This is a genomic window from Rothia sp. HMSC08A08, assembly GCF_001808385.1.
Lineage (GTDB): Bacteria > Actinomycetota > Actinomycetes > Actinomycetales > Micrococcaceae > Rothia > Rothia dentocariosa.
The window spans coordinates 280,630-302,899 of record NZ_KV793056.1 but is presented as its reverse complement, the minus strand read 5'-3'; the positions used below and the strand labels follow the sequence as shown (position 1 = coordinate 302,899).

General features: G+C 50.3%; 17 protein-coding genes. 12 read left to right on the top strand and 5 right to left on the bottom strand.

The window, feature by feature from the left end; genetic code table 11:
* Positions 1-13: 13 nt before the first annotated feature.
* From HMPREF3164_RS01880 to secA, 7 genes are all read left to right on the top strand, one after another.
* A complete protein-coding gene (locus HMPREF3164_RS01880) occupies positions 14-1,273 on the top strand; it encodes a uroporphyrinogen decarboxylase/cobalamine-independent methonine synthase family protein (RefSeq protein WP_070448579.1) in 1,260 nt (419 codons plus the stop codon).
* A gap of 37 nt (positions 1,274-1,310) precedes the next feature.
* Positions 1,311-2,006 (top strand): MtrAB system response regulator MtrA, encoded by a 696-nt coding sequence (mtrA, locus tag HMPREF3164_RS01875; protein ID WP_013397424.1) that lies wholly within the window; start codon positions 1,311-1,313, stop codon positions 2,004-2,006.
* Between the two features lie 54 nt (positions 2,007-2,060).
* Positions 2,061-3,812 carry an MtrAB system histidine kinase MtrB gene (mtrB, locus tag HMPREF3164_RS01870; protein ID WP_070448578.1) on the top strand — a complete coding sequence of 584 codons (1,752 nt, stop codon included), beginning with the start codon at positions 2,061-2,063 and terminating at the stop codon, positions 3,810-3,812.
* 74 nt (positions 3,813-3,886) lie between these two features.
* Positions 3,887-5,560: an LpqB family beta-propeller domain-containing protein gene (locus HMPREF3164_RS01865; RefSeq protein WP_246822559.1), complete on the top strand. Its 1,674-nt coding sequence runs from the start codon at positions 3,887-3,889 to the stop codon at positions 5,558-5,560.
* A gap of 25 nt (positions 5,561-5,585) precedes the next feature.
* A complete protein-coding gene (locus HMPREF3164_RS01860; RefSeq protein ID WP_246822558.1) occupies positions 5,586-6,377 on the top strand; it encodes a ComF family protein in 792 nt (263 codons plus the stop codon).
* 187 nt (positions 6,378-6,564) lie between these two features.
* The gene (hpf, locus tag HMPREF3164_RS01855) at positions 6,565-7,200 is read left to right on the top strand and encodes a ribosome hibernation-promoting factor, HPF/YfiA family (protein ID WP_037231053.1); all 636 of its coding nucleotides are present in this window, start codon (positions 6,565-6,567) and stop codon (positions 7,198-7,200) included.
* Positions 7,201-7,452: 252 nt separating this feature from the next.
* Entirely contained in the window at positions 7,453-10,062 is a 2,610-nt protein-coding gene (gene secA, locus HMPREF3164_RS01850) for a preprotein translocase subunit SecA (RefSeq protein WP_013397419.1), read from the top strand.
* A gap of 74 nt (positions 10,063-10,136) precedes the next feature.
* Here secA and HMPREF3164_RS01845 read toward each other — a convergent pair whose 3' ends face one another.
* Positions 10,137-10,772: an Rv3235 family protein gene (locus HMPREF3164_RS01845; RefSeq protein ID WP_048755172.1), complete on the bottom strand. Its 636-nt coding sequence runs from the start codon at positions 10,770-10,772 to the stop codon at positions 10,137-10,139.
* Between the two features lie 57 nt (positions 10,773-10,829).
* Positions 10,830-11,864 (bottom strand): LysM peptidoglycan-binding domain-containing protein, encoded by a 1,035-nt coding sequence (locus HMPREF3164_RS01840; protein ID WP_070448577.1) that lies wholly within the window; start codon positions 11,862-11,864, stop codon positions 10,830-10,832.
* A 190-nt stretch (positions 11,865-12,054) separates the two neighbouring features.
* Between HMPREF3164_RS01840 and HMPREF3164_RS01835 the strand changes: the two genes are divergently transcribed.
* Positions 12,055-12,630 (top strand): hypothetical protein, encoded by a 576-nt coding sequence (locus HMPREF3164_RS01835; RefSeq protein WP_070448576.1) that lies wholly within the window; start codon positions 12,055-12,057, stop codon positions 12,628-12,630.
* Here the strand turns inward: HMPREF3164_RS01835 and HMPREF3164_RS01830 are convergent.
* Complete coding sequence (locus HMPREF3164_RS01830; protein WP_004005036.1) at positions 12,627-12,857, bottom strand: helix-turn-helix domain-containing protein; 231 nt, start codon at positions 12,855-12,857, stop codon at positions 12,627-12,629. The two genes, HMPREF3164_RS01835 and HMPREF3164_RS01830, sit on opposite strands and share 4 nt — an antisense overlap.
* Positions 12,858-13,223: 366 nt before the next feature.
* Here HMPREF3164_RS01830 and HMPREF3164_RS01825 point away from each other — a divergent pair, with 366 nt between their 5' ends.
* The 3 genes from HMPREF3164_RS01825 (at position 13,224) to HMPREF3164_RS01815 (ending at position 17,173) form a co-directional block, all read left to right on the top strand.
* Positions 13,224-13,904: an SAF domain-containing protein gene (locus tag HMPREF3164_RS01825; RefSeq protein WP_246822557.1), complete on the top strand. Its 681-nt coding sequence runs from the start codon at positions 13,224-13,226 to the stop codon at positions 13,902-13,904.
* A complete protein-coding gene (locus HMPREF3164_RS01820; RefSeq protein ID WP_246822556.1) occupies positions 13,905-15,455 on the top strand; it encodes a CpaE/TadZ family protein in 1,551 nt (516 codons plus the stop codon).
* Positions 15,456-15,607: 152 nt separating this feature from the next.
* Positions 15,608-17,173, top strand: coding sequence for a sensor histidine kinase (locus HMPREF3164_RS01815; protein ID WP_048755176.1), 1,566 nt, complete (start codon positions 15,608-15,610; stop codon positions 17,171-17,173).
* Positions 17,174-17,278: 105 nt separating this feature from the next.
* Here the strand turns inward: HMPREF3164_RS01815 and HMPREF3164_RS01810 are convergent, their stop codons facing one another.
* Entirely contained in the window at positions 17,279-17,527 is a 249-nt protein-coding gene (locus HMPREF3164_RS01810) for a WhiB family transcriptional regulator (RefSeq protein WP_048753727.1), read from the bottom strand.
* 411 nt (positions 17,528-17,938) lie between these two features.
* On the opposite strand from HMPREF3164_RS01810, the gene HMPREF3164_RS01805 reads away from it, so the two are divergent.
* On the top strand, positions 17,939-18,415 hold the full coding sequence (locus tag HMPREF3164_RS01805) for a hypothetical protein (RefSeq protein ID WP_048753728.1): 477 nt from the start codon (positions 17,939-17,941) through the stop codon (positions 18,413-18,415).
* 2 nt (positions 18,416-18,417) lie between these two features.
* Here the strand turns inward: HMPREF3164_RS01805 and HMPREF3164_RS01800 are convergent, their stop codons facing one another.
* Positions 18,418-22,107, bottom strand: coding sequence for an FtsK/SpoIIIE domain-containing protein (locus tag HMPREF3164_RS01800; protein WP_070448574.1), 3,690 nt, complete (start codon positions 22,105-22,107; stop codon positions 18,418-18,420).
* Positions 22,108-22,270 lie beyond the last annotated feature (163 nt).

Below are 22,270 nucleotides of genomic sequence, written 5' to 3'. Positions count from 1 at the left end.
TAGCGTAGATTTGATGACCTCGTTCTCTACCAGATTTGCGGACGAAAACACCCGAAAACAGTATGTGCCCGAGCGCCTGCTGCTACCGGGTGATTATCGTGCACCCGAACGTGAGTTCGCTACCGAGCTTGCTGAGCGCGATACTGTTGCGGTACGAGCCAGCGGACTAGGCGAATTCCCCGGCACGCAGATAATAGATGCCCTGCATCGTGTGCGCGGTGAGTTGGGGCATCCGCATCTTCCATTCTTACCGGAGCTTCCAGAGCGTGGCTGGCAGAGCACTACTCTTGCTCGCACCATTGCCACACTCTCTGGAATGGAACTTGAAGGCGCGTCCTATGGATGGCGATTAGTTCACGCTAGAGGCGGCGGTACCCGCGAAAGTGCGCGTGCGCGATCCCGTTATGTCTCAGATATTAACGCACTCGCCGATGTCGTAGGCGGTGAGTCTTCTGGAGCTTCAGTGCCTGAGGACGCTGCTCCCAGTTTCAAAATTCAGCTGTGCGGACCATATACCCTTGCTGCGCGGGTCTATGTGCCTAATGGCGAGCGTGCCATCAGTGATGCGGGGGCGGCACGCGATATACGGGATGCCTTTCTAGAAGGGCTAGGGGAGAGCATCTCTCTTATCCGCCAAGCCCTCAACCAACCCGAAGCCCGTCTTACGGTACAACTGGACGAGCCGGAACTTGGGCGCATTATTTCGGGTACTATCCCTACGGTGAGTGGTTTTCGCACTATCCCAGCGGTACCGGTTAGCGAAATCTACGAAAGTTACCGTATCTGCGCCAATACTTTTGCCGAACTTACCATAACGCCTATGCTGAACCTCACCAAGGTTCCTTTGACGTATCCTGATGATCGCACGTCGAACCTCAGCTCTGTGGCAGATGCTTGCGCTATAGCCCGTACGTTTTCAACGGCAGATAATCCTGCAGAACTGCTTTTTGACCCGGACGAGGCAAGCCAGAATCTGATTCAGGCACAGCCTCTTAGCGACCCGCATCGCTGGGAAATAGCGGCAGCCGTACTAGAATCCGGAGCAAGGCTTTGGCTGCCCATCGTAGAATCGGATGCTATACCGCAGCAAGCACAGAGATTGTGGAGACTGTGGAATGATGTTGGACTACAGAAAACCGAGATACGTTCGGTTGGGCTAACACATCGTGCAAATACTACACATATAAACCCGCATGAGGCCACACTTCAGATGGTGAGAACCACAGAGTATGCGCGAATAGTCGCAGAAATGGTGGCTGAGGGCTTAGGATAATTACTATAATCACCGAATAATATAGAGGAGAGACGCCATGACCACCACCACCTCGACCGTCCTGGTCGTTGATGATGATGACGCTCTTGCAGAAATGATCGGCATTGTCCTGGCACAGGAAGGATATAACGCAGTTTTTTGCGAAAACGGTTCTCGCGCCTTTGAGACGTTTATGCGGCATTCACCAGATTTGGTATTGCTGGACCTCATGCTTCCGGGGAAGAGCGGTATCGAAGTCTGCGAGCAGATCCGTTCGTCATCTAATGTGCCTATCATCATGCTGACTGCTAAAAGCGATACTGAAGATGTGGTAAAAGGGCTGGAAGCTGGCGCTGACGATTACATTGCAAAGCCCTTCAAACATCTTGAGCTTATGGCCCGTATCCGTGCTCGTTTGCGCCCGCGTGAGAGCCGCCAGTTGGTGGTGCGGGTGGGAGATACCATCATGGATATGGATGGCCGAACCCTCAAGTATAAAGGTGTTGAAGTGCCTATGACGCCTTTGGAATTTGACCTTCTTGCAGCTTTGGTTCGCCGTCCGGGTCAGGCCATGAGCCGTCAAGAGCTGTTAGAAACTGTCTGGGGCTACAGCGATGTGAGCGATTCTCTGGTAAACGTTCACGTGCAGCGTCTTCGCGCGAAGTTCACGGATATTGGTGCCGAACAGGTTATCCAAACGGTGCGCGGCGTCGGATATAAAGTACCCCTAGAGAACGTTGGAGGTGCCGCCTAACGTGATATTTCAGTCCGCTATGCGCATCTTCATATCTGGAAAGTAACTTTGCCTATGCCCACACCTGACGCAACCTCTGGAGCCTCCGATAGCCGGGACTTAGATCTTAAATCTAAGCCCCGGAAAGAGCGAACCCTCAACCCATTCCGTGCAATTCATCGGTTGTGGGTTCATTCTCTGCAATTTCGGTCCGTGACCAGCGCGGGCATCATGATGCTTATTGCTTTTATCGCGGTAGGAACCTCGCTGTCTAACCAGATTGCAACATCGCTTTTTGAGAATAAAAAGAACCAGGCGCTAGAAGAATCTATTAAGGGATTCGACAATGTTCAGAGCGTTTTTGATGGTTCTTCGGAAGCACGTACCGATAGTGAAATCCGCCGTAACGTCACCCGTGCACTTACCCTTTTGGACGCGAGCGGCGATACCCAGAGGCGTTGGGTTTTGGTGCCTTTAGACCAACAGTCCAAGAAAGGGTTTATCCCTGAACAAAGCGGTGACAATGCGTTAGATGCCGCGACGATACCTGAGGATTTTAAATCAACTGTGCGAGATTCTCCAGGTGGAGTATTTTGGGAGAAGAAAGACCTATCAGAACCGGAAAAATCTAATGGTGAACCCTATCCCGCTCTGATCATTGGTACAAGTGTTTCTATACCTCAGAACCCTGATTACGGGTTGTTCGTGGTTTATGATCTTAGCGAATCATCCTCCACCATTACATATATCAACGTTGTGCTTGGTACAGGGTTTACAGTGCTGTTGATTCTGGTGCTTTCAATTGTGTGGTTTGTAACCCGTTTAGCGGTGCGACCGATTACCCTGACTGCGATCACGGCAGAGAAACTTGCTGCCGGTGACCTGAATCGACGCGTTAGTGTTCGCGGTAAACATCAGGCTGCGCGATTAGGAATTTCCTTTAATAAAATGGCGGATAGTCTGCAGGATCAGATTACACAGCTGGAGAGACTATCGACGCTGCAGCAGCGATTCGTCTCGGATGTGTCGCATGAGCTGCGTACACCGTTGTCGACGGTACGGCTGAGCAGCGAACTCCTTTATGACTCGCGTGACACCCTCAATCCTGTGCAGTCGCGCAGTGTGGAGCTTATGCATAACCAGGTGGATCGCTTCCAAGCCTTGCTTTCTGACCTTCTGGAAATTTCGCGCTTTGATGCAGGCAGCGCCGTTTTGAACATCGACGCTGAAGACTTTATGAGTGTTCTTAACGATGTTTTGGTCGAAGTTATCCCGCATCTGGAACGTACCGGAACCAGGCTTATTGTGCATTCTGAGCAGGCGCATATTGATATTGATATCGATAGGGTTCGCATTGAACGTGTTTTGCGTAATCTCCTCTTTAACGCTATTGAGCACGGTGAATCCAAGCCCGTCGATATTTACATCGCTACCAATGCAACAAACTTGGGTGTGGCGGTACGCGATCATGGCATCGGCTTGAGTGAGGAGGAAGCGGCACAGGTCTTCAACCGTTTCTGGCGTGCAGATACCTCACGCAAACGCACTCTAGGGGGTACCGGATTGGGCTTGTCTATTACCGCCGAGGATGTACGTTTGCATGGCGGGCGTATTGAGGCTTGGGGTATGAAAGGAAAAGGTGCTTGCTTCACGATGAACCTGCCACTTGTTCAGGGGGGAGAGCTCGGTCCTTCCCCGGTCTTGATTACCGGAGAACCTGAGCCAGAGGCATATGCTCACAGCGCTCTTGCGGGCGATACTCTCTCGACATCATTGCGTAAAACCCGTCATGCAAATCAAGATGATGCATCTGAAGGACAGGTATAATGCGCAGAATATTTCAAAACTCTTCGCACAAACAAATGCTGTCAGAGACCCTGCCCACTCTTTCACGCCGCACGATGCTTCTGGGCGGAGTCGGAAGTATTGCTTTATTGATGCAGGCTTGTTCCGGTCTACCTGCTTCAGAGGGAATTCATCGGCACTCTGATAATCTCAACAGCAGAGAAGAGAGGAGGGCTGCAGCGCGGGCTATCAGTCCACAGGCTGGTGGCACTCCGGAAAGTATTATTGAAGGATTTTTACGCGCCGGGGTCGATAGTTCCGATAATTATGGAATAGCACGAGAGTATCTAACGACCGAGTTCGCACAACGATGGAATCCACTGGAATGGACTCGTGTATATTTTGAAACTGCACGTATTACGCGCGGTGAAAACGATATTTATAAGGTGTCTGTTACGCAAAGCGGTCTTGTAGATGACCGAGGCTTGACCAGTACCTCTTTCTCAACTGATACTCCTAACTCAGAACCGGAAACATTTGAAATGGTGCAGGAAAACGGTGAATGGCGTATCAAGAATTGTCCCTCAGGGCTGTGGCTTGACACCAGTGAATTTTATCGATCTTTCAAAGCTTACCGTCTGTATTATTATGATCCCAGTTATACCTACGCGGTGCCAGATTTACGCTGGTTCGCACATCGCGATGAGATTTTTAAAACGTTGGCCCAGACCCTAATAGCGGGACCAGCAAAGTATCTCAAAGAATCTGTGTTCTCGGCGACCCAGGAGTCCATGAAAATTAACGAGGTCAACTTTAACGCTGAAAAGCATACGATAAAGATTGATTTCGGAGGCGAATCTATAGGTGAACTTCAGTTAGCTCGTTTACGCCAACAGATTGTGCATCTTGTCAGCAATTTTAGGGATGTTGAGACTGTAGTTTTCTGTTATAACGGTCACGAAATTTCATCATCAGATAAGCCAGAAGGATTCCATGAAATATCTTTGGTAACGCAGCCTAATACCAAAGTTGTGGCGCTTAATGAGGACCGTTTAGTAACACAGCGTGATTTTGACGCTGGAGATTCGCAGCGCACGCTAGTGGAAAAAATCAAGGATCCTTCGGCACCAACTATCGGATATGACGGCACTACCTACGCTTATTTAAGTGAGGGGCGTAAAAAGCTTTATACAGTGCGCGATACAAATTCCTCAAAAGTTTGGGAAACACGCGACCTATCTCGCCCCAGCATTGACCATTATGGATGGGTATGGGCTACCGATCATAGCGGAACGGTGCGCGCCTTTAACCCTGCATCCGATAGCGTTGAGGAAAGAGAAAAAGGTCTTAATATCTCTGTGCCCTGGCGAAATGGCCTTGTTTTTAACTCTCTTAAAATTTCGCGGGATGGTACACGTGGTGCATTCATCGCCTCCCGAGATGATACGTCGATGCTGATTATCTCGGGGATTATACGTGATGAGAGCGGTAAACCGCGTAGTTTTACCGAATTAGTGCGGGTTAACGCCTCTGTATCTCCCCATTGTGTAGATTGGGCGGGGGAACAGACCCTTGCCGTCGTCAATACAACCACAGGGGAAGCAGAACTAACCTCTCTCAATAGCGAGGAGACAAAGCTGGACCGGTTGGAGGGACTGCGCTCTATGTCTGCGGCAGGGGACAGCGGTCATATTATTGGGCACGTTGATACGGGAGAGTGCTATCTTCTGGAAGAGCGCGGCTGGAAACCCATAAGTGGTCCGCTGAGTGAGATTACGTACGCAGGGTAAAAGAGCAATGGATAAAACACCTCGAATGAGAGGTAAAAAGGCTCTTTACGCGGCGTGGGAGCTGTTCTTTCCGGCAACATGTGTCGGATGCGGTGTAGGCGGTACGGCACTTTTAGATGCTGCCGGTACTCGCCGGGCTTTGTGCTCTCGGTGCGAGACTTCACTGAGAAAACAAACCTTTGCCGTGCATACTCCTGTGCTGCAGCACCCCGTACCGGGAGCGGTTGCAGCAGGTATCTATGAGAAAACACTCGCGCATGTGATCCTTTCCATGAAGAATGCGGGCCGCACTGATGCGGTTCCCGAACTAGCGCGCGCATTGGGCAGGGCCGTGGCAACGATTATTGACCGTGCGCAGGTTCCCGCAGGAACGCGCATCTTATTGATACCCGTCCCTTCATCACAACGTAGCGTGCAGCGTCGTGGTTACGTACCGGCTGAGTTGCTTGTGCGACAGGTAGAATACGAACTCAATCGTTCTGTAGCTCTGCACAGACGTAAAGTGCGGGTGAAGACACATCATATCTTGAGTTTAGAAAAAGAAAACATATACCAGCGTTTCATAAGACCGAATACAGCAGGACAGAAAACGCTCGGAGCTAGCGCGCGAGCCCAGCGTATGGAGGGAGCGATGCGGGTGTCCCCCAGAGCAGATGTAGCTGGGGCACTGTGCATTGTGTGCGATGATGTGATGACTACCGGTGCCACCGTGTTTGAAGCATCACGAGTCTTGCGCCAGGGTGGCGCGAGAGTTCTGGGAACAGCCTGTGTAGCCGCCGTGTCGATGCAGAAAAATTTGGACGAGGAAGCCCTATGATACACCCGGATTAAGGCTATTCTGCGCTTTGATACACAGTGTTCGTACTACGAAAATAATTGTCATTTCCGGTGACATGCACCATAAGAATGTAATAAAATAATGACAAGGAACCTCAAGGACGGGTTTCCGGTATCGAACTCAACCGAGTACGGTGCATAACCCCCACACTTTGGAGGGAAATATCGTGGAAGTCAACATCTACGGACGTAATATCAAGATTTCGGATCGTCTTCGTGAATATGTCGAGGAGAAGGTCGAAAAGTTCGAGCAGCTTGGCGACAACGTGAGCGATATCGACGTCAAAGTTACTAAAGATGGTCATCTTGGTGGCGAGTCAATTCGTGTTGAGATTACCGTTGTTGGACGTGGACCGGTGCTTCGTGCAGAAGCCCAAGGGCATGATAAATTTGCGGTCTTTGATGAGACTTATGGAAAGCTCTTGGAGCGCCTGCGTCGAGCACGTGATCGTCGTAAGTTACGTAAACATGGTGGTAAGCATCCTGTTTCTGTCGCAGATGCTACAGGATCGCTTCCTACGGTTACCGAGACGATTACGGAAATTTTGTTACCCGATGTTCCTGTTGAAGAAGCAGCCTTCGACAATAGCGAAGTTACCCTCGTCGATGAAGCAGCTTCACCAATTGAGATTCGTCACAAGAGTTTTGTAGGTGAAAAGCTGACTCCGGCAGAAGCCGTGGATCGTATGGAGCTCGTTGGTCATGACTTCTACCTTTATATTGACAAAGAAACAGGAGCACCGGCAGCCGCATATCGCCGTAAAGGATGGAGCTACGGTATTATCACTCTCACCGAAGAGTAGACGACATTCCTCATTATTAATACTCATTTAGATTTAGAACCCGAAACGCTTTCTTTCGAGCGAGTATTTCGGGTTCTGCTATATTCCTGTGAGGAAAATAATTATTATTTCTACCCGCGCAGAGCGTAAAAATGTGGACTGTGACTGTCAGATGGATACCTCTGCCCTACAATAGTTAGGAAAGCCTCAAGCCATGGGCGCATTTTGTGTCGCCCTCATGAGGGGACGAAGACAACAAGGAGTAGAAGCTCAGTGGCATCTTTCTTAGAGAAAATCCTCCGCACTGGCGATAAAAAAATTCTTCGACAGTTAGAAGCGTATAGCGCGGCGGTCGATTCGCTTGAGGATAGTTTCGCGTCTATGACCGATGCCGAGCTCCGCGGCGAGACCGATAAGTTTCGTGCCCGAATTGAGGATGGCGAGTCCCTGGATATTATGCTCCCTGAAGCCTTCGCTGTCGTCCGGGAAGCATCTAAGCGTACCCTTGGAAAACGTCACTACAAGGTTCAGGTTATGGGCGGAGCTGCCCTGCATTTGGGAAATATCGCTGAGATGAAAACCGGCGAGGGTAAAACCCTTGTCGCAACTCTGCCCGCATACCTAAATGCACTCAGTGGCAAAGGCGTGCACGTGGTGACGGTGAATGATTACCTTGCCGAATATCAGGCGAATCTGATGGGTCGTGTCTACCGGTTCCTTGGTATGGAATCTGGCGTGATTCTCTCGTCGATGGACCCGGACCAACGCCGTAAACAGTATGAAGCCGATATTACCTACGGTACGAATAACGAGTTTGGCTTCGATTACCTGCGTGACAATATGGCATGGACCGTTGACGAGCAGGTACAGCGCGGGCATAACTTTGCCATTATTGATGAGGTCGATTCGATCTTGATTGACGAGGCGCGTACCCCCCTTATTATCTCGGGACCAGCTGCAGGTGAAGCGAACCGTTGGTACGGTGAATTCGCGCGCATCGCAAAAAACGTTCTTAAAGAAGATGAAGATTACGAGGTAGACGAGAAAAAACGCACCGTCGGTATTCTCGAATCTGGCATCGATAAAGTTGAAGACCATTTGGGCATTAAGAACCTGTACGAATCCAGGAATACTCCGCTTATAGGTTTCTTGAATAACTCCATCAAAGCGAAAGAGCTGTTTACCAATAATAAAGACTATGTGGTGATCGACGGTGAAGTCTTGATTGTGGATGAGCACACTGGTCGTATTCTTCCTGGACGCCGCTATAACGATGGTATCCATCAGGCTATTGAGGCTAAAGAAGGCGTCGAAATTAAGCCTGAAAACCAGACGATGGCAACCGTAACCTTGCAGAACTATTTCCGCATGTACGATAAGCTTTCCGGCATGACCGGTACTGCGGAGACTGAGGCTTCTGAATTTATGAGCACCTACGAGCTGGGTGTTGTTGCTATTCCTACGAATAAGGATGTGCAGCGTATTGACAACCCGGATAAGGTGTACCGTAATGAGGTAGCCAAGTTCAAAGCCGTTGTTAAGGATATTAAAAAACGCCATGAAAAGGGACAGCCTATTCTGGTGGGTACGACGAGCGTTGAGAAGTCGGAGTACCTCTCGCGTCAACTTGCAAAAGAAGGCGTGCGCCATGAGGTATTGAACGCCAAGAACAATGAGCGTGAGGCTCACATCGTGGCTCAGGCAGGGCGCAAGGGTGCCGTAACGGTGGCTACCAACATGGCAGGTCGTGGTACCGATATTATGCTTGGTGGTAACCCAGAATTCGAGGCTGTCGCCAAGATGGCTGAATTGGGTCTTGACCCGAACCGCGATTCTGAAGCATATGAGAAACGCTGGCCCGACATTCTGGAACAGTGCGAGGAAGAAGCAGCGGCCGAGCACGATGAGGTAACGGAACTTGGTGGTCTTTATGTGCTAGGCACCGAACGCCATGAGTCGCGCCGCATCGATAACCAGCTGCGTGGTCGTTCTGGTCGTCAGGGTGACCCCGGCGAGTCCCGGTTCTACCTTTCACTCACCGACGAGCTTATGCGTCTGTTTAATACCGGCGCTGCAACCCGCCTCATGGCGATGGCTCCGGAAGATTCTTCTCTAGATTCGAAGTTGGTGACACGCGCTATCGCGACTGCGCAGTCAAACGTTGAGTCACGTAACGCAGAACAGCGTAAGAACGTGCTGAAATACGATGATGTTCTTAACCGCCAGCGTGAAGCCATCTATAAGGACCGTTCTCTGATTCTGCACGGCGACGATCTCAAGGAACAGATCTCTGGTTTCGTGGACGAGGTCTTGACGACCGCCATTGACGAACGTGTCAGCGAAGGGCACGCAGAAGATTGGGATCTTGACGACCTGTGGGAGGCTCTTGAGAGTATATATCCCGTCAGTATTACCGCCGACGACCTGGCGGAAGATGCCGGGGATCGAACCCAGATTACTCGCGACCAGATAGTCAAAGAGATTCTTGCAGATGCGCATCTTGTCTACGATGAACGCGAAGAATCTGTAGGCGAAGATTCTATGCGTGAGATTGAGCGTCGTGTAATGCTCTCGACTATTGGAGAACGCTGGCCTGAACATCTGTACGAGATGGACTACCTGAAAGAAGGTATCGGACTACGTGCGATGGCACAGCGCGACCCCCTAGTGGAATACCAGCGTGAGGGCTACAGTATGTACCAGGCTATGCTTGACGCTATTCGCGAAGAGACCGTTAGTTACCTCTTCAATTTGGATTTGTCGAAGCAGCGAACCAAGGCCTCGGCGGTGCAGCTTCAGTCTCCGAGCCGCCCAAAGTTCTTGCAGTACTCTGCACCCAATGAAGAAGGTGGCACCGATGTTCGCGTAGAGAACGCTGACTAGCAGCTTCATCACTATTTTCATCATGCATGTGGGCACTCCCAAAATCTTGGGGTGCCCACATCTGGTTATGCGGTTTAGATAAAGTGCAGTGCAGTAATATACCACCCGCCGTAGCGAGCCTGCACCCGCATTGCCATAGCCCTGGTTACAACACCGTCCGTGAGAATAATACATGCCTCATATGTCTCGTCATTAAGTCTTTGAGCACGGCTCCGCGCTACGTGCGGGGTCTTGGTAAAAGCGAGATAACTAGCATGTTGCTCTTGCGAGGAACGGCGCTGTTCCAATGCCGTGAAGCACTCTGGTGACAGCCAGTGTTTGAACTGTTGCGCGGATCGCTTTTTCATAAGAACCTCGAGAACCGCAAGACCTATGCCTGCACAAAGCGACTCAATGCGTAGGGTTCCAGAATCGGAACGCTTAAGAGGTCGCCCGTGAGATGCACTTTTCCGGGAACGAATGCGTGCCCTAACAGCAGTGTTCTGTGGCAACATATGGTGAGCTTCTCTATTCTGTTGATCTTGAGCGTACATATTGATCGGGGAGAGGACTACTCCATATTGTGATTGGACAAGATTTCCTGGCGCGGTCGATGGTGGTACATCGGGAATATCACCCTGTTGCGCTCTGGCTCTGGCGGCTGCTTCTTTGAGAAAATGGCTCTCGATCTTCTTGGAGAGATCGTGAAGAGAAATATTGATAGCGGTCATGATTTAGCTCCTTTGCATAGTGGTTGGACATATCGGTCGAGAAGAAAAATAGCGTACTTATCGGTCAGGCAATGTGAGAGTTTGACCTGGATACAGAATATTGGGGTTATCCCCCATAACGTCCAGGTTGGCGGAGTGGATTCTCAGGGAGTATTCCAGAACCTCCGGAGGAGAGGCATCGTCGCTCAGCTCGTGAGAGGCAATGGACCAGAGAGAATCACCCACAACAACTTGGTGGCTGGAACGCGTAGCGTGGTTTCGAGATGCTGGTGATACTTCTCTGGAAGGTGCGCCTTCTCGTTGGCCGCCGAAGAACGGGCTCAAACTCTGATGTTCTGCTTGAGGCTGGATTGTCGGGGGAACCGCCGGTTCGGCAGATATGTTTGGCGGAGGCGTACCATAGGGCTGCGCGTAGGGTGAAAGACTTGGAAGTTGCTGCTGGCGCTTTTTAACGGGTGCTACCGTGGTCTTAGAGACTTCACTAGGTGGGGTGGAGGCATGGGTAGCCTGCGGAGATGAGGCAGGAGCCTGGTAGAATGGAGAGTTCTGAGACGATACCCCTTGAGGGGTTCCTGCAGCTGACTCCCGCGGTGAAGCATCCGCTGCCGTGCTGGGCGTAGAATTTTCTACAAATGCTTCTGGTGAAGACGGAGTCGGGAGGGCAGCAGGGGAAGCTGAAAGCTGAGACGGCGCAGATATTGCAGGGTTGCTGATATCCGGATGCGCATCTGTGGCCTGTGCAGGTGCAAATGCCGCGCTAAGACCTAATGCTGCACCGCCTAGAGTAAGAATAGTGTTGCGTATATATCGGGGGAGCAGAAAAGTTCCACGATCCTCACGGTGGTGCAGGCGTATGGAACCGGCTCTGACTTTCAGAAGGTATCCAACACCGAGGATAACGCCAAGAGCCCACCAGAGCATGACGGCAGCAGAGAGGACTTCAACGCTCATCATCATAGCGTTTTCCAAACCGGTCAAAGATTCAGATATAACGCGAACACTATGCGCTAGGACCCCTGAGAGAACGGATAGCGTGGGAATGCCGATGCTGAGCACTCCATCGAGGATGCTCATCTGAGCTTGTGACTTCATCGTATTCCCCCTTGGCATTGGTAGTCGTTGATGTTCTTATATGTTATATTTACCGCGCCTACAAGGTCGGTGTAAATCTGAAGGGAAGAATCTTAATCATTTAGTAATAATTCTCGAAGAAATGCTGATTTTTTGGGGCTTGTGGAGGTGCAATATGCCTCAAGACTTTAGAATACAGTAGGCTCATAGCATGAGAATGCAACGATTATTCCGAGATTTAGACATACAGTTTGAAGCGGAACAGTTTCGGACTCTTGAGAACCAGGCACAACGACGTGCCCGCATGGAGTATCTGGCGGTGACCATGCGTGAGCGATGCGCGGCTCAACATGGGAGCAGGGTAAAAGTCTGTGGTACGGATGGGATGGTTCGTGAAGGGTATCTTGAAGCGATTGGTCAGGGGTGGATTCAGCTCAGCACAGGACGAGAGAATATCCTTATTCCAGAATCGAGTATCCTGTGGTGGGAATGCGAGAATCAGGCGGCAGAGGTCAAAATTGATGTGCAGGCTCGTGCCTATAGGTTCAGCATGTCTGATGCTTGCTATGCCTTGATGATGGCGCAAGAGCCAGCGCGGGTATCTTGTGCTTCGCCAGTAAACACGATGTTTGAAGGTGTTATCGCACGAGTTGGGGCAGACTTTATCGAAATGGCGTTATCTCCATGCGAACCTTATTTTGCATACTCTAATGCGCTGACATATAAAGAACAGGGTGTGAGGATAATCCCCACATCCCGTATATGCGCTATTGTGACGGTCAATTAGTTGGCTTTGATTTTCGTCATTTTGCCGGAGGCAATGGCTTCTAGGGTCTGTTCGTGGCGTTCGTTAATGTACTCTTCGAAGCGCGTGCGTTCAATACGCCATTGGTTACGACCGCCAATTTGAATTGCTGGTAGTTCGCCGCTACGAACGAGTGCTCGTACCTGGCTTAACGACACCTGCAACTCCTCGGCGACATCGCTGAGTGTCAAAAAACGTGGTGCAGACATGGTAAAAATCCTTCCGCTACAGAGTCTTTGGGTCCCTATGCGCTCTTGGGGAGCAGATAATGTGTAGTTTCAGTATAGTCTACTAAATAGGCTTATGCCAGCTTATTTATGCACATAAGCCTGAAAAAATTATCTAGCTGCACATCCCATATTCATAGGTTTGTAGTTTAGATATTATGTACACAAAGAGACGATATTGCGCTCAAAGTTGTAATAATTGCTTTCAAGGTGTGCAGTGTGGTGCTATATAATTTAGGCGCCTGTTCCCTGATGAAGGCGCATAAAACATCTACAAACCGCTAAGGTAGCGATACTTCCGAATGAAAGGTCTATGCAGTGAAGCATAATAAAATCTCCAGGACGAATATGCATCAACCTGAAGAAAGTAGTATGCGTATGCATAAGCCGGGTTTTAAAGACCCGAAGCTTATTGTTGGTCTTATCTTAATTCTGATTTCAATAGCGGGAGTTATTGGAATTATTAGAATTAATAATCAGACCTATACATATTACACTGCGAAGAATGATATTTCTATTGGACAAAAGATTACTCCAGATATGCTGATTGAAAAACAGGTCAATCTGGGCGATAGTAAAGATCGCTATCTTTCACGTGAGCAACTTGAATCAGGAAAATATATCGCTGTGCGACAAATTCCTGCGGGGGAGCTTATTAGCTCGGCATCTGCACACGAGAATATCCAGGAGCGCAGACGGCTTGTTACGGTAACCCTTGATCGTGGAATAGCTTCTACGTTTAAGGCTGGCGAGCGTGTAGATATATGGGTAATTTCCTCTGATAAAGAAAAACAGAGAGCACCTGAGTCTGAAGGAAATAACGAGAATAATGAGTCTGAGCAAAAACCTCTTGTTCAGAATGCAGAAATATCAACTATCGCTGTTGACGAAGGGGTATTGGGAGCGAATGGGCACGCCAATATACAGCTTTGGATAGACCCTGAAAAGCTACCGGACGTTCTGCATGCCACGTCATCAGATGCAAAAATTACCCTTGTTCCTATTGAATATAAATCTGAGGGGAACTAAGTGATCCACAATATCCCTCTTGTGCTTTTGGGAGATGACGGCACCATTCTGAGTGCTATTGAATCTCAGCGAGGACGCGTTAGCGTTGCTCGAAGCGCCCATACTTTTGCGGATGCTTTAGGGTATGCTAACGCCGGAATAGCATGTGCTATTCTCAGCGTGGGTCTGCCCCAGGAAGCTACCGTATCTATTCTGCACGAACTGGACGAAGCAGATGTAAAATTTATTGCTTTGGTTCCTGAAGATACTCCGCTTCCGGATCTTGTTATGCCTCTTGCAACAGATACGGAGCCACATCAACTGCCATCGGCCGTAGAAAAACTACTTGATGAGGCACCTGCTGAACCTGAACAGGAACTCGGCATAACTCCTCAAAAAGCAGAGAACGAGTATGGGTACGACTCAGGATATTCCGGACACTACGGATATGATACACAGAATCTCTACAACGGGTCAGGAGAACACCTGCACCCCGATACTTCTGGATACGGCTATGCCCTGGTAAATCCTGATAGGAACCAGACCGAGCAAAACAGTATAGATTTTTCTCTGCCTCGTCTTCCGCAGGCTCAGCTTGAAATGCCGCAGCTTCAGGAAGCTTACAAAGCCTCCGTCCACCTTGAAAATATGCAGCAGCTGACGCTGAATGATTTTAGAGATCAGTCTAGGCAACATCATCCACAGTTTTCTGGGCCTCACATAGATGCTGTAGAAGCTGAAAACCGAGGAACTATTGTTGCCGTGTGGGGTACAGGGGGAGCTCCGGGGCGTAGCACTTTAGCACTCAACCTGGCAAACTGCGCTGCCGCAGAAGGAATGCGTGTATGTTTAGTCGATGCGGATACTTATGACCCTTCTTTAAGCCCTCTGCTGGGTCTTTTAGACGATTATTCTGGTATCGCACAGCTGTGTCATTTTGCCGAACGTGGGCAGCTTGACACCCAGATCAGCGATGAAGCAATTAGTACTCTGCGGGTGGGCAAATATTATCTTGATTTTTTGAGCGGTATCACCCGCCCCGACCGCTGGCCTGAGCTACGGACACGTGCACTCTGCGATAGTTTAAAGTGGCTTGCGCATCGCTACGACGTCATTATTCTTGACACAGCGGCATGTCTTGAATCTGATGCCGAGCTAGGCTTTGCGCAGACTGGTCCTCGCCGTAATGGTGCTACTATAACGGCTCTTGAAATGGCGGATCACATCGTTTTATTGGGAAATGCCGATATTATCGGTATTCCTCGAATGATCCGCGCGTACGACCAGATGCGTGAAGGCGCCTGCACCCTTCGTGATACTGCCAAGGTTCATATCTGGCTCAACAAAGTGCGTGCTGAGGCAACCGGACGAGATGCGGAACGAGAACTGGCGAATACCTGGCAACGTTTTGGACCGCGAAGCCCTATTTCGGGGTTTTTGCCGTATGACCGGAAAACTGTGGATCGGGCATGGTTTCGTGGGCAGACTCTTCTGGAATACGCCCCCAGAAGCCCGCTGGTTGTTGGGATTCGTAAACTATACGTATCGTTGGGTCTTAGGAAACTGAGGTGATCCTTTTCTCGGGATACGAACCGAAAAGTAACAATAGGGTCTATAGCGCATGAATACGGCGTAAAAACTATAAACTCTCCACGTCATATATCCAGAAAACATGGTTGAACCGTAGAATAGGTTAGACGTATTCAACTTCTTGGGAGAGCCCAATGTCTTTTACAGAGAGTAATCTCAACCCTGGTGGTTTCGGCCCTGGTGATACCGAGTGGATTCACCTCATCATCGGGGAGTGGCAGATTATTGCCGATATTGCTCAGAGCGACCTTGTTGTATGGTTCCCCACTGACTATGTGGTGGCTGATGGGAGCGGACCGGATAGCGTTTCTGGACCGTCGGCGTCCAGCGGGTTTTCAGCAATAGCGCATGTACGCCCGTCTAACGTGCACACTCTGTTTCATCACGATATTGTGGATCACACGATGGACGATAATATCTGCGATGAAGCACGTAAATCTTGGCATACCCAGAAGATTGTTCACCATGTTATGGAAGCCGGGCCCAGTATGCGCCCTGGAGTGAAAGTGACCTTTGTGCCGATAGTGCGTAATAGCCGTACTATTGCGCTTCTGAGTATGCATACGATTCCCACTGTAGTGCGGGCATCGTCTCAAGCTGAAGAAATCTATAACTGGGTTACTGAGAATATGCTGGAGATGATTCACCTTGGTATTTGGCCTGATCCTCTGGCACAGGAGAATAATACTCGTGGTAATCCGCGTGCCATTGATGGAATTATCGTCATTAATCCACAAGGTCAAGTTGTTTTGGCCTCACCCAATGCAAACTCAATGTATGCGCGCTTGGGGCTAGGTGACCATCTTGAGAACCTCAACCTGGCGGATGTTACCCGAGATATGCTTCCTTCTGGGGAGGAAGCTGATGAGACTTTGCAGCTCGTTTTAGCGGGCCGTGCGGATATACGTACTGAACTTACGATTGGCCGCACCCGAGTAACGATGCGTTCTATTCCGCTCGTGCATAGCACTACTTTTCGGATGGAACGTCGTGGTGCACTTATTTTGTGCCGTGATGTCACGGAACTGCGTCGCCGCGAGCTGGAGCTTATGACAAAAGATGCAACAATCCGAGAGATTCACCATCGTGTCAAGAATAATCTTCAAACGGTTTCGGCGCTTTTACGGTTGCAATCGCGACGTATGACAACACCTGAAGCGAAGCAGGGACTGGAACAAGCTATGCGACGCGTGGCTACAATTGCAACGGTGCATGAAGCCCTGTCACAGGGGTTAACGCAGAGTGTAGATTTTGACGAGCTTATCGAGCGGCAATTCCATATTGCTGCCGAACTCGCTTCTCCCGGGCAGACTGTAGATACAGAGCTCTTGGGGCACTTTGGGCTACTTCCCAGTCAATTTGCCACTCCGCTCGCCCTTGTTATCAACGAAGTTGTTGCAAATGCTGTAGAGCATGGGCTGAACGGTGAAACTGGGCGTGTGACTCTTGAAGGGCGCCGAAACATCAATGAGCAGGGGGATAATACCCTGACCGTTATTATTACGGATAACGGCAGAGGTATGGGGGATGACCCCATCGAAGAATCTGGTGCGGATGCATACCGGCCTACAGCGGAGCATGAAGGATTAGGAATGCAGATTGTACGCACTCTAGTTGCCAGTGAGCTTAACGGGTCAATCCGTTGGGAAGCGAATGAGCCTTCGGGCACGCGCGTTATTATCAATGCCGTCTTGAGTTAGTACGACGTCGCATTTTGGTATGAAGAAAATAGCAGAAGCCCGGTGTCACTCCTGCCGGAAGTAGGAATGACACCGAGCTTCTACTATGAGAATGCGCGCTTATAGTTAGGAAGCACGGCGGGCACGAGCAGCGCGACGTTTCATCGCACGACGCTCATCCTCGCTGGTCCCTCCCCAAACGCCAGAATCTTGACCGGTTTCGATAGCCCATTTGAGGCATACGTCAATAACCTCGCACGAGCGGCAAACAGCTTTTGCCTCTTCAATCTGCAAGAGAGCAGGCCCGGTGTTTCCAACAGGGAAAAATAGTTCTGGATCCTTATCCAAGCAAGCAGCACGGCTACGCCAATCCACAGCTGGACCTCCTTCTATCTTATGGTTTGCTCGTGCTTCGCTACTGCACGGTAGCTGACAACAAGCGATAACTTAACTTGTTCTGTGTGCGTGTAGGCAAATCTTTACGTCAATGAGTGGTGCAAAAATTTGACTTATCAACTTTCGCATGGATATTCCTCTCTGACAAGGGGTTTTCCGAAAAAAATCTTAAAATTTTGGAGGTTTGCATCACTTAGGGTCTCCTTGTATCTAAGTTTCAATACTTAAGAAACTCCTATAACTATGTTCAAAAATTATGAAAGAAGAGCAAATTACACGAAATTTCACGAATGCACGACATAAAACGTCAGACCATGCGTGCTTAACGACTGCCAGTTAGAATTAAAAGCCTATAAGCCTCGCATCTGAGCCCACCGCAAGGAGAGTACGATGGGGAAGACCACCAACACGATGAAAGCACGCATCACCGTACCGATTACTGTAAAAATAACCTCCGGTATATTAGGATTTTTTGCCATCGTGCTTGTGTACCGCGGAATTATCGCACCTTTCATCATGAATGACTCTGAGAGGAACGCAGATCGTATCGTCAACAGTCTCATTCAAGTTGCTTTGGGGGTAGGCATCATGTTCTGCGCTGTTCGTTTCTATCAGGGACATGCTCGTGTCTGGGTGATGCTCATCAGCCTGTGTGCTGCTTTTGTAGGTGCTTCTAACCTCTCCATATACTTTAGTCTTACCCCAGAAGTACAGGCTGCTGCCGTAACATTTTTAGTGATTAACTGTGTGGAAATTCTCTTAGCTGGAACGGCATTCGCGCTCCTCTTCACCCGTGCAACCCGAGAATATACACTCAAAGTTACTGAGGAAGAGGAACGAGAATTATCCCGTTATGCGGGTCGATAAATTTACTCTTGATAAGCCTGAACGGCATTATGTGCAGACTGATATACCTCATCGGGAACCTGAAAAGCCTGTACACGGCCCGCATCCACAAGTGCTCCGCGCCCAGCCGGTAACATCCCCTCGGTATACATATCGCGTGGGATCTCATGCAAAGAACAAATGTCCCCATCAGAGATAGAGGCAGGAGCCAGAAGAACCGCTCGCGAGCATCCAGAAAGTGCCGTCAAAATGGGGGATGAATGCCACCGGGCCCATGGCGTATATGCTACCCAAACAGCCCTGAAACGCGGTCCGAGCTCAAGAAGCACCTGCTGAGTGGCTGCCGGTATATAGGCAAGATCATCAATGAGAATCAGAGTTTTCTCGGGATCTTGTACCGACTCGCACATCTGGCGAATTTTCTGGGCGTCGGGTGGGGTGTTCCCATCGATGTAGAGAGCTCCCAGATGCGGGTTAAGCATTCGAAGCGCAGAAAGAAAATGCGTTTTACCTGAGGCACGGGAACCCACAACGGGTATAAAAACGCCTTCCTTGGCCTGAAGAAAACTAGGATCGCCCGTACGGGAGTAGCCACACAATATATGTGTTCCCTGGGCGTTGTAGCCCCTATGCCACATGACGATTGTCTCTAGCTGTGGCATGGGAAAAGTCCGCGGAAACTGACGGAGCGAGAGCGACTTATCGCATGAGAAACCGGAGTTACCCGATTGTAGCTCGACGATATTTTCACATGAGGTCACGACGGGGCATAATGTTGATGCTTCCAGAGGAACGTCGCCCACAAGGGCGGTATTGAAACCGCCTTCGACCGCAAAATGTGTGGCGTTCGGTAGCGGATAGCTCTTGGAAGACTTACGCAGTAAATCCGATTCTACAAACCTGCGGCTGAGAATGGTTGAATACGCGACCGAATTGAACCTGCCTCGTAGAGGAAGAGCCGAGGTAAAAACAACCTGGTAGCCCTCACGGTGGCTTTGAGCTAATACATCGTAGAGATATGATTCCGTCTGGGGGTCTCTCATGAGCATTTCAAGCCATCCGTCAACTCCGTCGCAGATAAGCAGAGGCTGCTGAGTCTTCTGTTCTGCAGAATGATGACTCGAACGTATTTTTTCGAGGCAGAATCGAAGATGCTGAGGCTCATGGGGGCCAACGAGTACGGCAAGACTATCTGCGTACGAGTGCAGGCGTCGATGATACCCGGCATCTGAGGTGAAAACATAGACAGGGTTCTGCCGCGCAATAGCCTGGGCTATGAGCGCGTTTATGATTGCGGTGCGTTCGGGAACAGTTCCTAGCACGGCGAGGGCACCTGGATGTGCCTCCAAAATCAGCCGGATAGGCTGCCGCTTACCGTACTGCGGGATTTCGATGGCGCCCAAAAGATAACCGTGTCCACGTGCGCCGTCTGAGCCGAGGATTTGATGAAGACCGGTATCAAGGGTACGGGTTAGAGGAAAATTCTCCGGTAACGCTTGCGGTATAGGAGTATACCGTGCGCGGGCATAAGCAACACTGCTTGGATTCTGCTCGGACTGGTCAACAAACGCAGGGCTCTTGTGCGAAGACAGGTATAAGTCACGAATACTGTGCACGGCACGGGTTAGGAGCGTATCCTCACCTTCGGTTGAAACTTGTTGTACGGAGGGTATCTCGTTTAGGGGAACCCATCCCGGAGTCTCCCACCGATATATCTGTTGGAAGTCCGCATGTTGCTGCGGAAGAGCGTCCACAAGTGGGGCACGGAAAGCTAGAATACGACCATCTGGAAGACTGACATATCCAGCCCCAGGAGAGGACGCGGAAATATGCGCGGCCTTTTCATGCCCTAAGAGATTGTATGAATCCTGTGCAGATGCCACACGCAAACAGATGTTTGTAGCAATATTGGCCCGAATATCCTGTGAAATACTTCCCTGAGGTCGTTGAGTTGCCAAGAGCAGGTGAATACCTAAGGAACGACCAATAGTAGCGATGCGCATTAGCTCGGTCATAGCATCCGGCATAGACTCAACGAGCATACGGAACTCATCGACCACAATCACAACTTCCGGGTACTGTGGTGTTTTGCCCGTTGAAGCGCACAACCGCAGGTAGTCATGATAAGAATTTACCCCTAAGTTGCGTAAATCAAGCTCACGTCGGTTCACATCGGCACGTAAAAACTCAAGCGCGCGGCGAACGGCGGCAACATCGAAATCGCTCAGCAAACTGAGTGTATGGGGAAGCTCAGCCAGAGGACCAAGCCCGGCGGAACCCTTGAAATCTACCAGAATAAGCCCCAGCCGTTCTGGGGAATATCGCAGAGCCGCACTGAGGATGAGCGAACGCAAGAGTTGAGATTTTCCTGCGCCGGTGGTGCCTCCCAGAAGCCAATGTGGGCCGTGTGTTGTGAACCCAATATCGCAAAATCCTTCAGTGGTGGACCCTAAGAAACAACGAATATCCTCTGCGTAGCGGTTGCGTTCCCACCGCTGAAGGCACTGCTCGTAGAGGAGATTCGTAGACTGCTGGGTAAGCTCAGAGAAAGCAAGCGTGCGTGCATGAACCGAACCGGTGCCGTGTCCTGACCCTGCGGGAGATGACGCCTGGACCGCAGATAAAGCCCCCAAAGTACGAATGTATGTGTCAGTACTGAGTCCATCTGCTGTAGCACATATATCGTGCAGGTCTAAGGGGTGGTTCTGAACGATCCCTTCGTGAGGCATAAGTCCTGCGTGCTGAGAAGAACCGGTGATTTTGTGGGCTGTATCATCAGTGATGCTGCCGCGAAGCAGATATTGCACAGATTCTAGGTAATCGCCGTGGGTATGTACCTGCAGGTGGGGTATATGGGTGAATACCGAAGCAGAGCGAGGTGAATCAACGGTTCCACGGGCGACAGGCATGTGAACAATGCATAACCTTGCTCCCTGCGCGGCTCGTTTAATCAACGCAGCCGGTATGGAACGCACTAGTGATGCAGAAATGATGAAAAGCCGGTCGTCTCCAGCCTCCTGTGAAGTCGATAAGGCTGTTCCTGGGCGTTCTGCAGCATCACATATCTTTTCGAGAATATGGTGAGCCTGAGACGCACCCTCGTGAAGAAACACACGGGGGCAGACACCTAAGGAACGTAAAGCACCGTAAAGCGGTGTTTCGGCATGCTCAGCATCGGTTATGACCGTGATGGTATCGCGTGCATGGGCTACAAGCTGTACTAAATAAGCATGAAGATGTTCGGCACGCAGCGATACGTCGTGAGGTAAGCCTGGTACTGGGACCGGAATATAATGTGGAGCCTGTGGATGCGGAGAAATCTTCTCAAATCGTACGTTTCGCCCCGAAATATAGGGGAGACGAGGACCGTATCCTAGGACTACAGCAGGTGACCGTGCAGCGTCAGGGGCCGCTGCGTGCAACAGTGTTCCTGCTGTCGGCAGTGCCTGTGCTCGTTCTAACTCTTGCTTTGCGCTGCTCTTCACCAACGCAGCGGCACTGCGGTTTTCCGCTCTGCCCCCGAAAAAATGCATCAGCATAAAAAGTGAAGAAGCCACAGACATGAGCAAGAAAATCCACATACCTGTAAAAAGGGCGAAGGCCACGCCCGCCACAAGCGGTAACAGGATAGTCATCAGCATCATGCCCAGTTTTCGGGGAGCGGGCGGATTAACAATAACCGGAGTAAAAGGCGAAGAATCGTGTGAGGGCATGGGAAGCTCCGGGGCTTTTCCAGGAGGACAGATGACACACAGTGAAGTACCTACTATAAAAGGTTTGTTCCACTGTAGAATTTGAGGCTTTGGGTGCGCACGGGAGCCGGTTCTTTTCGCAGTCCCCTCTGGCTCTAGAATCCTGAGAGTCACCCCTGAACCC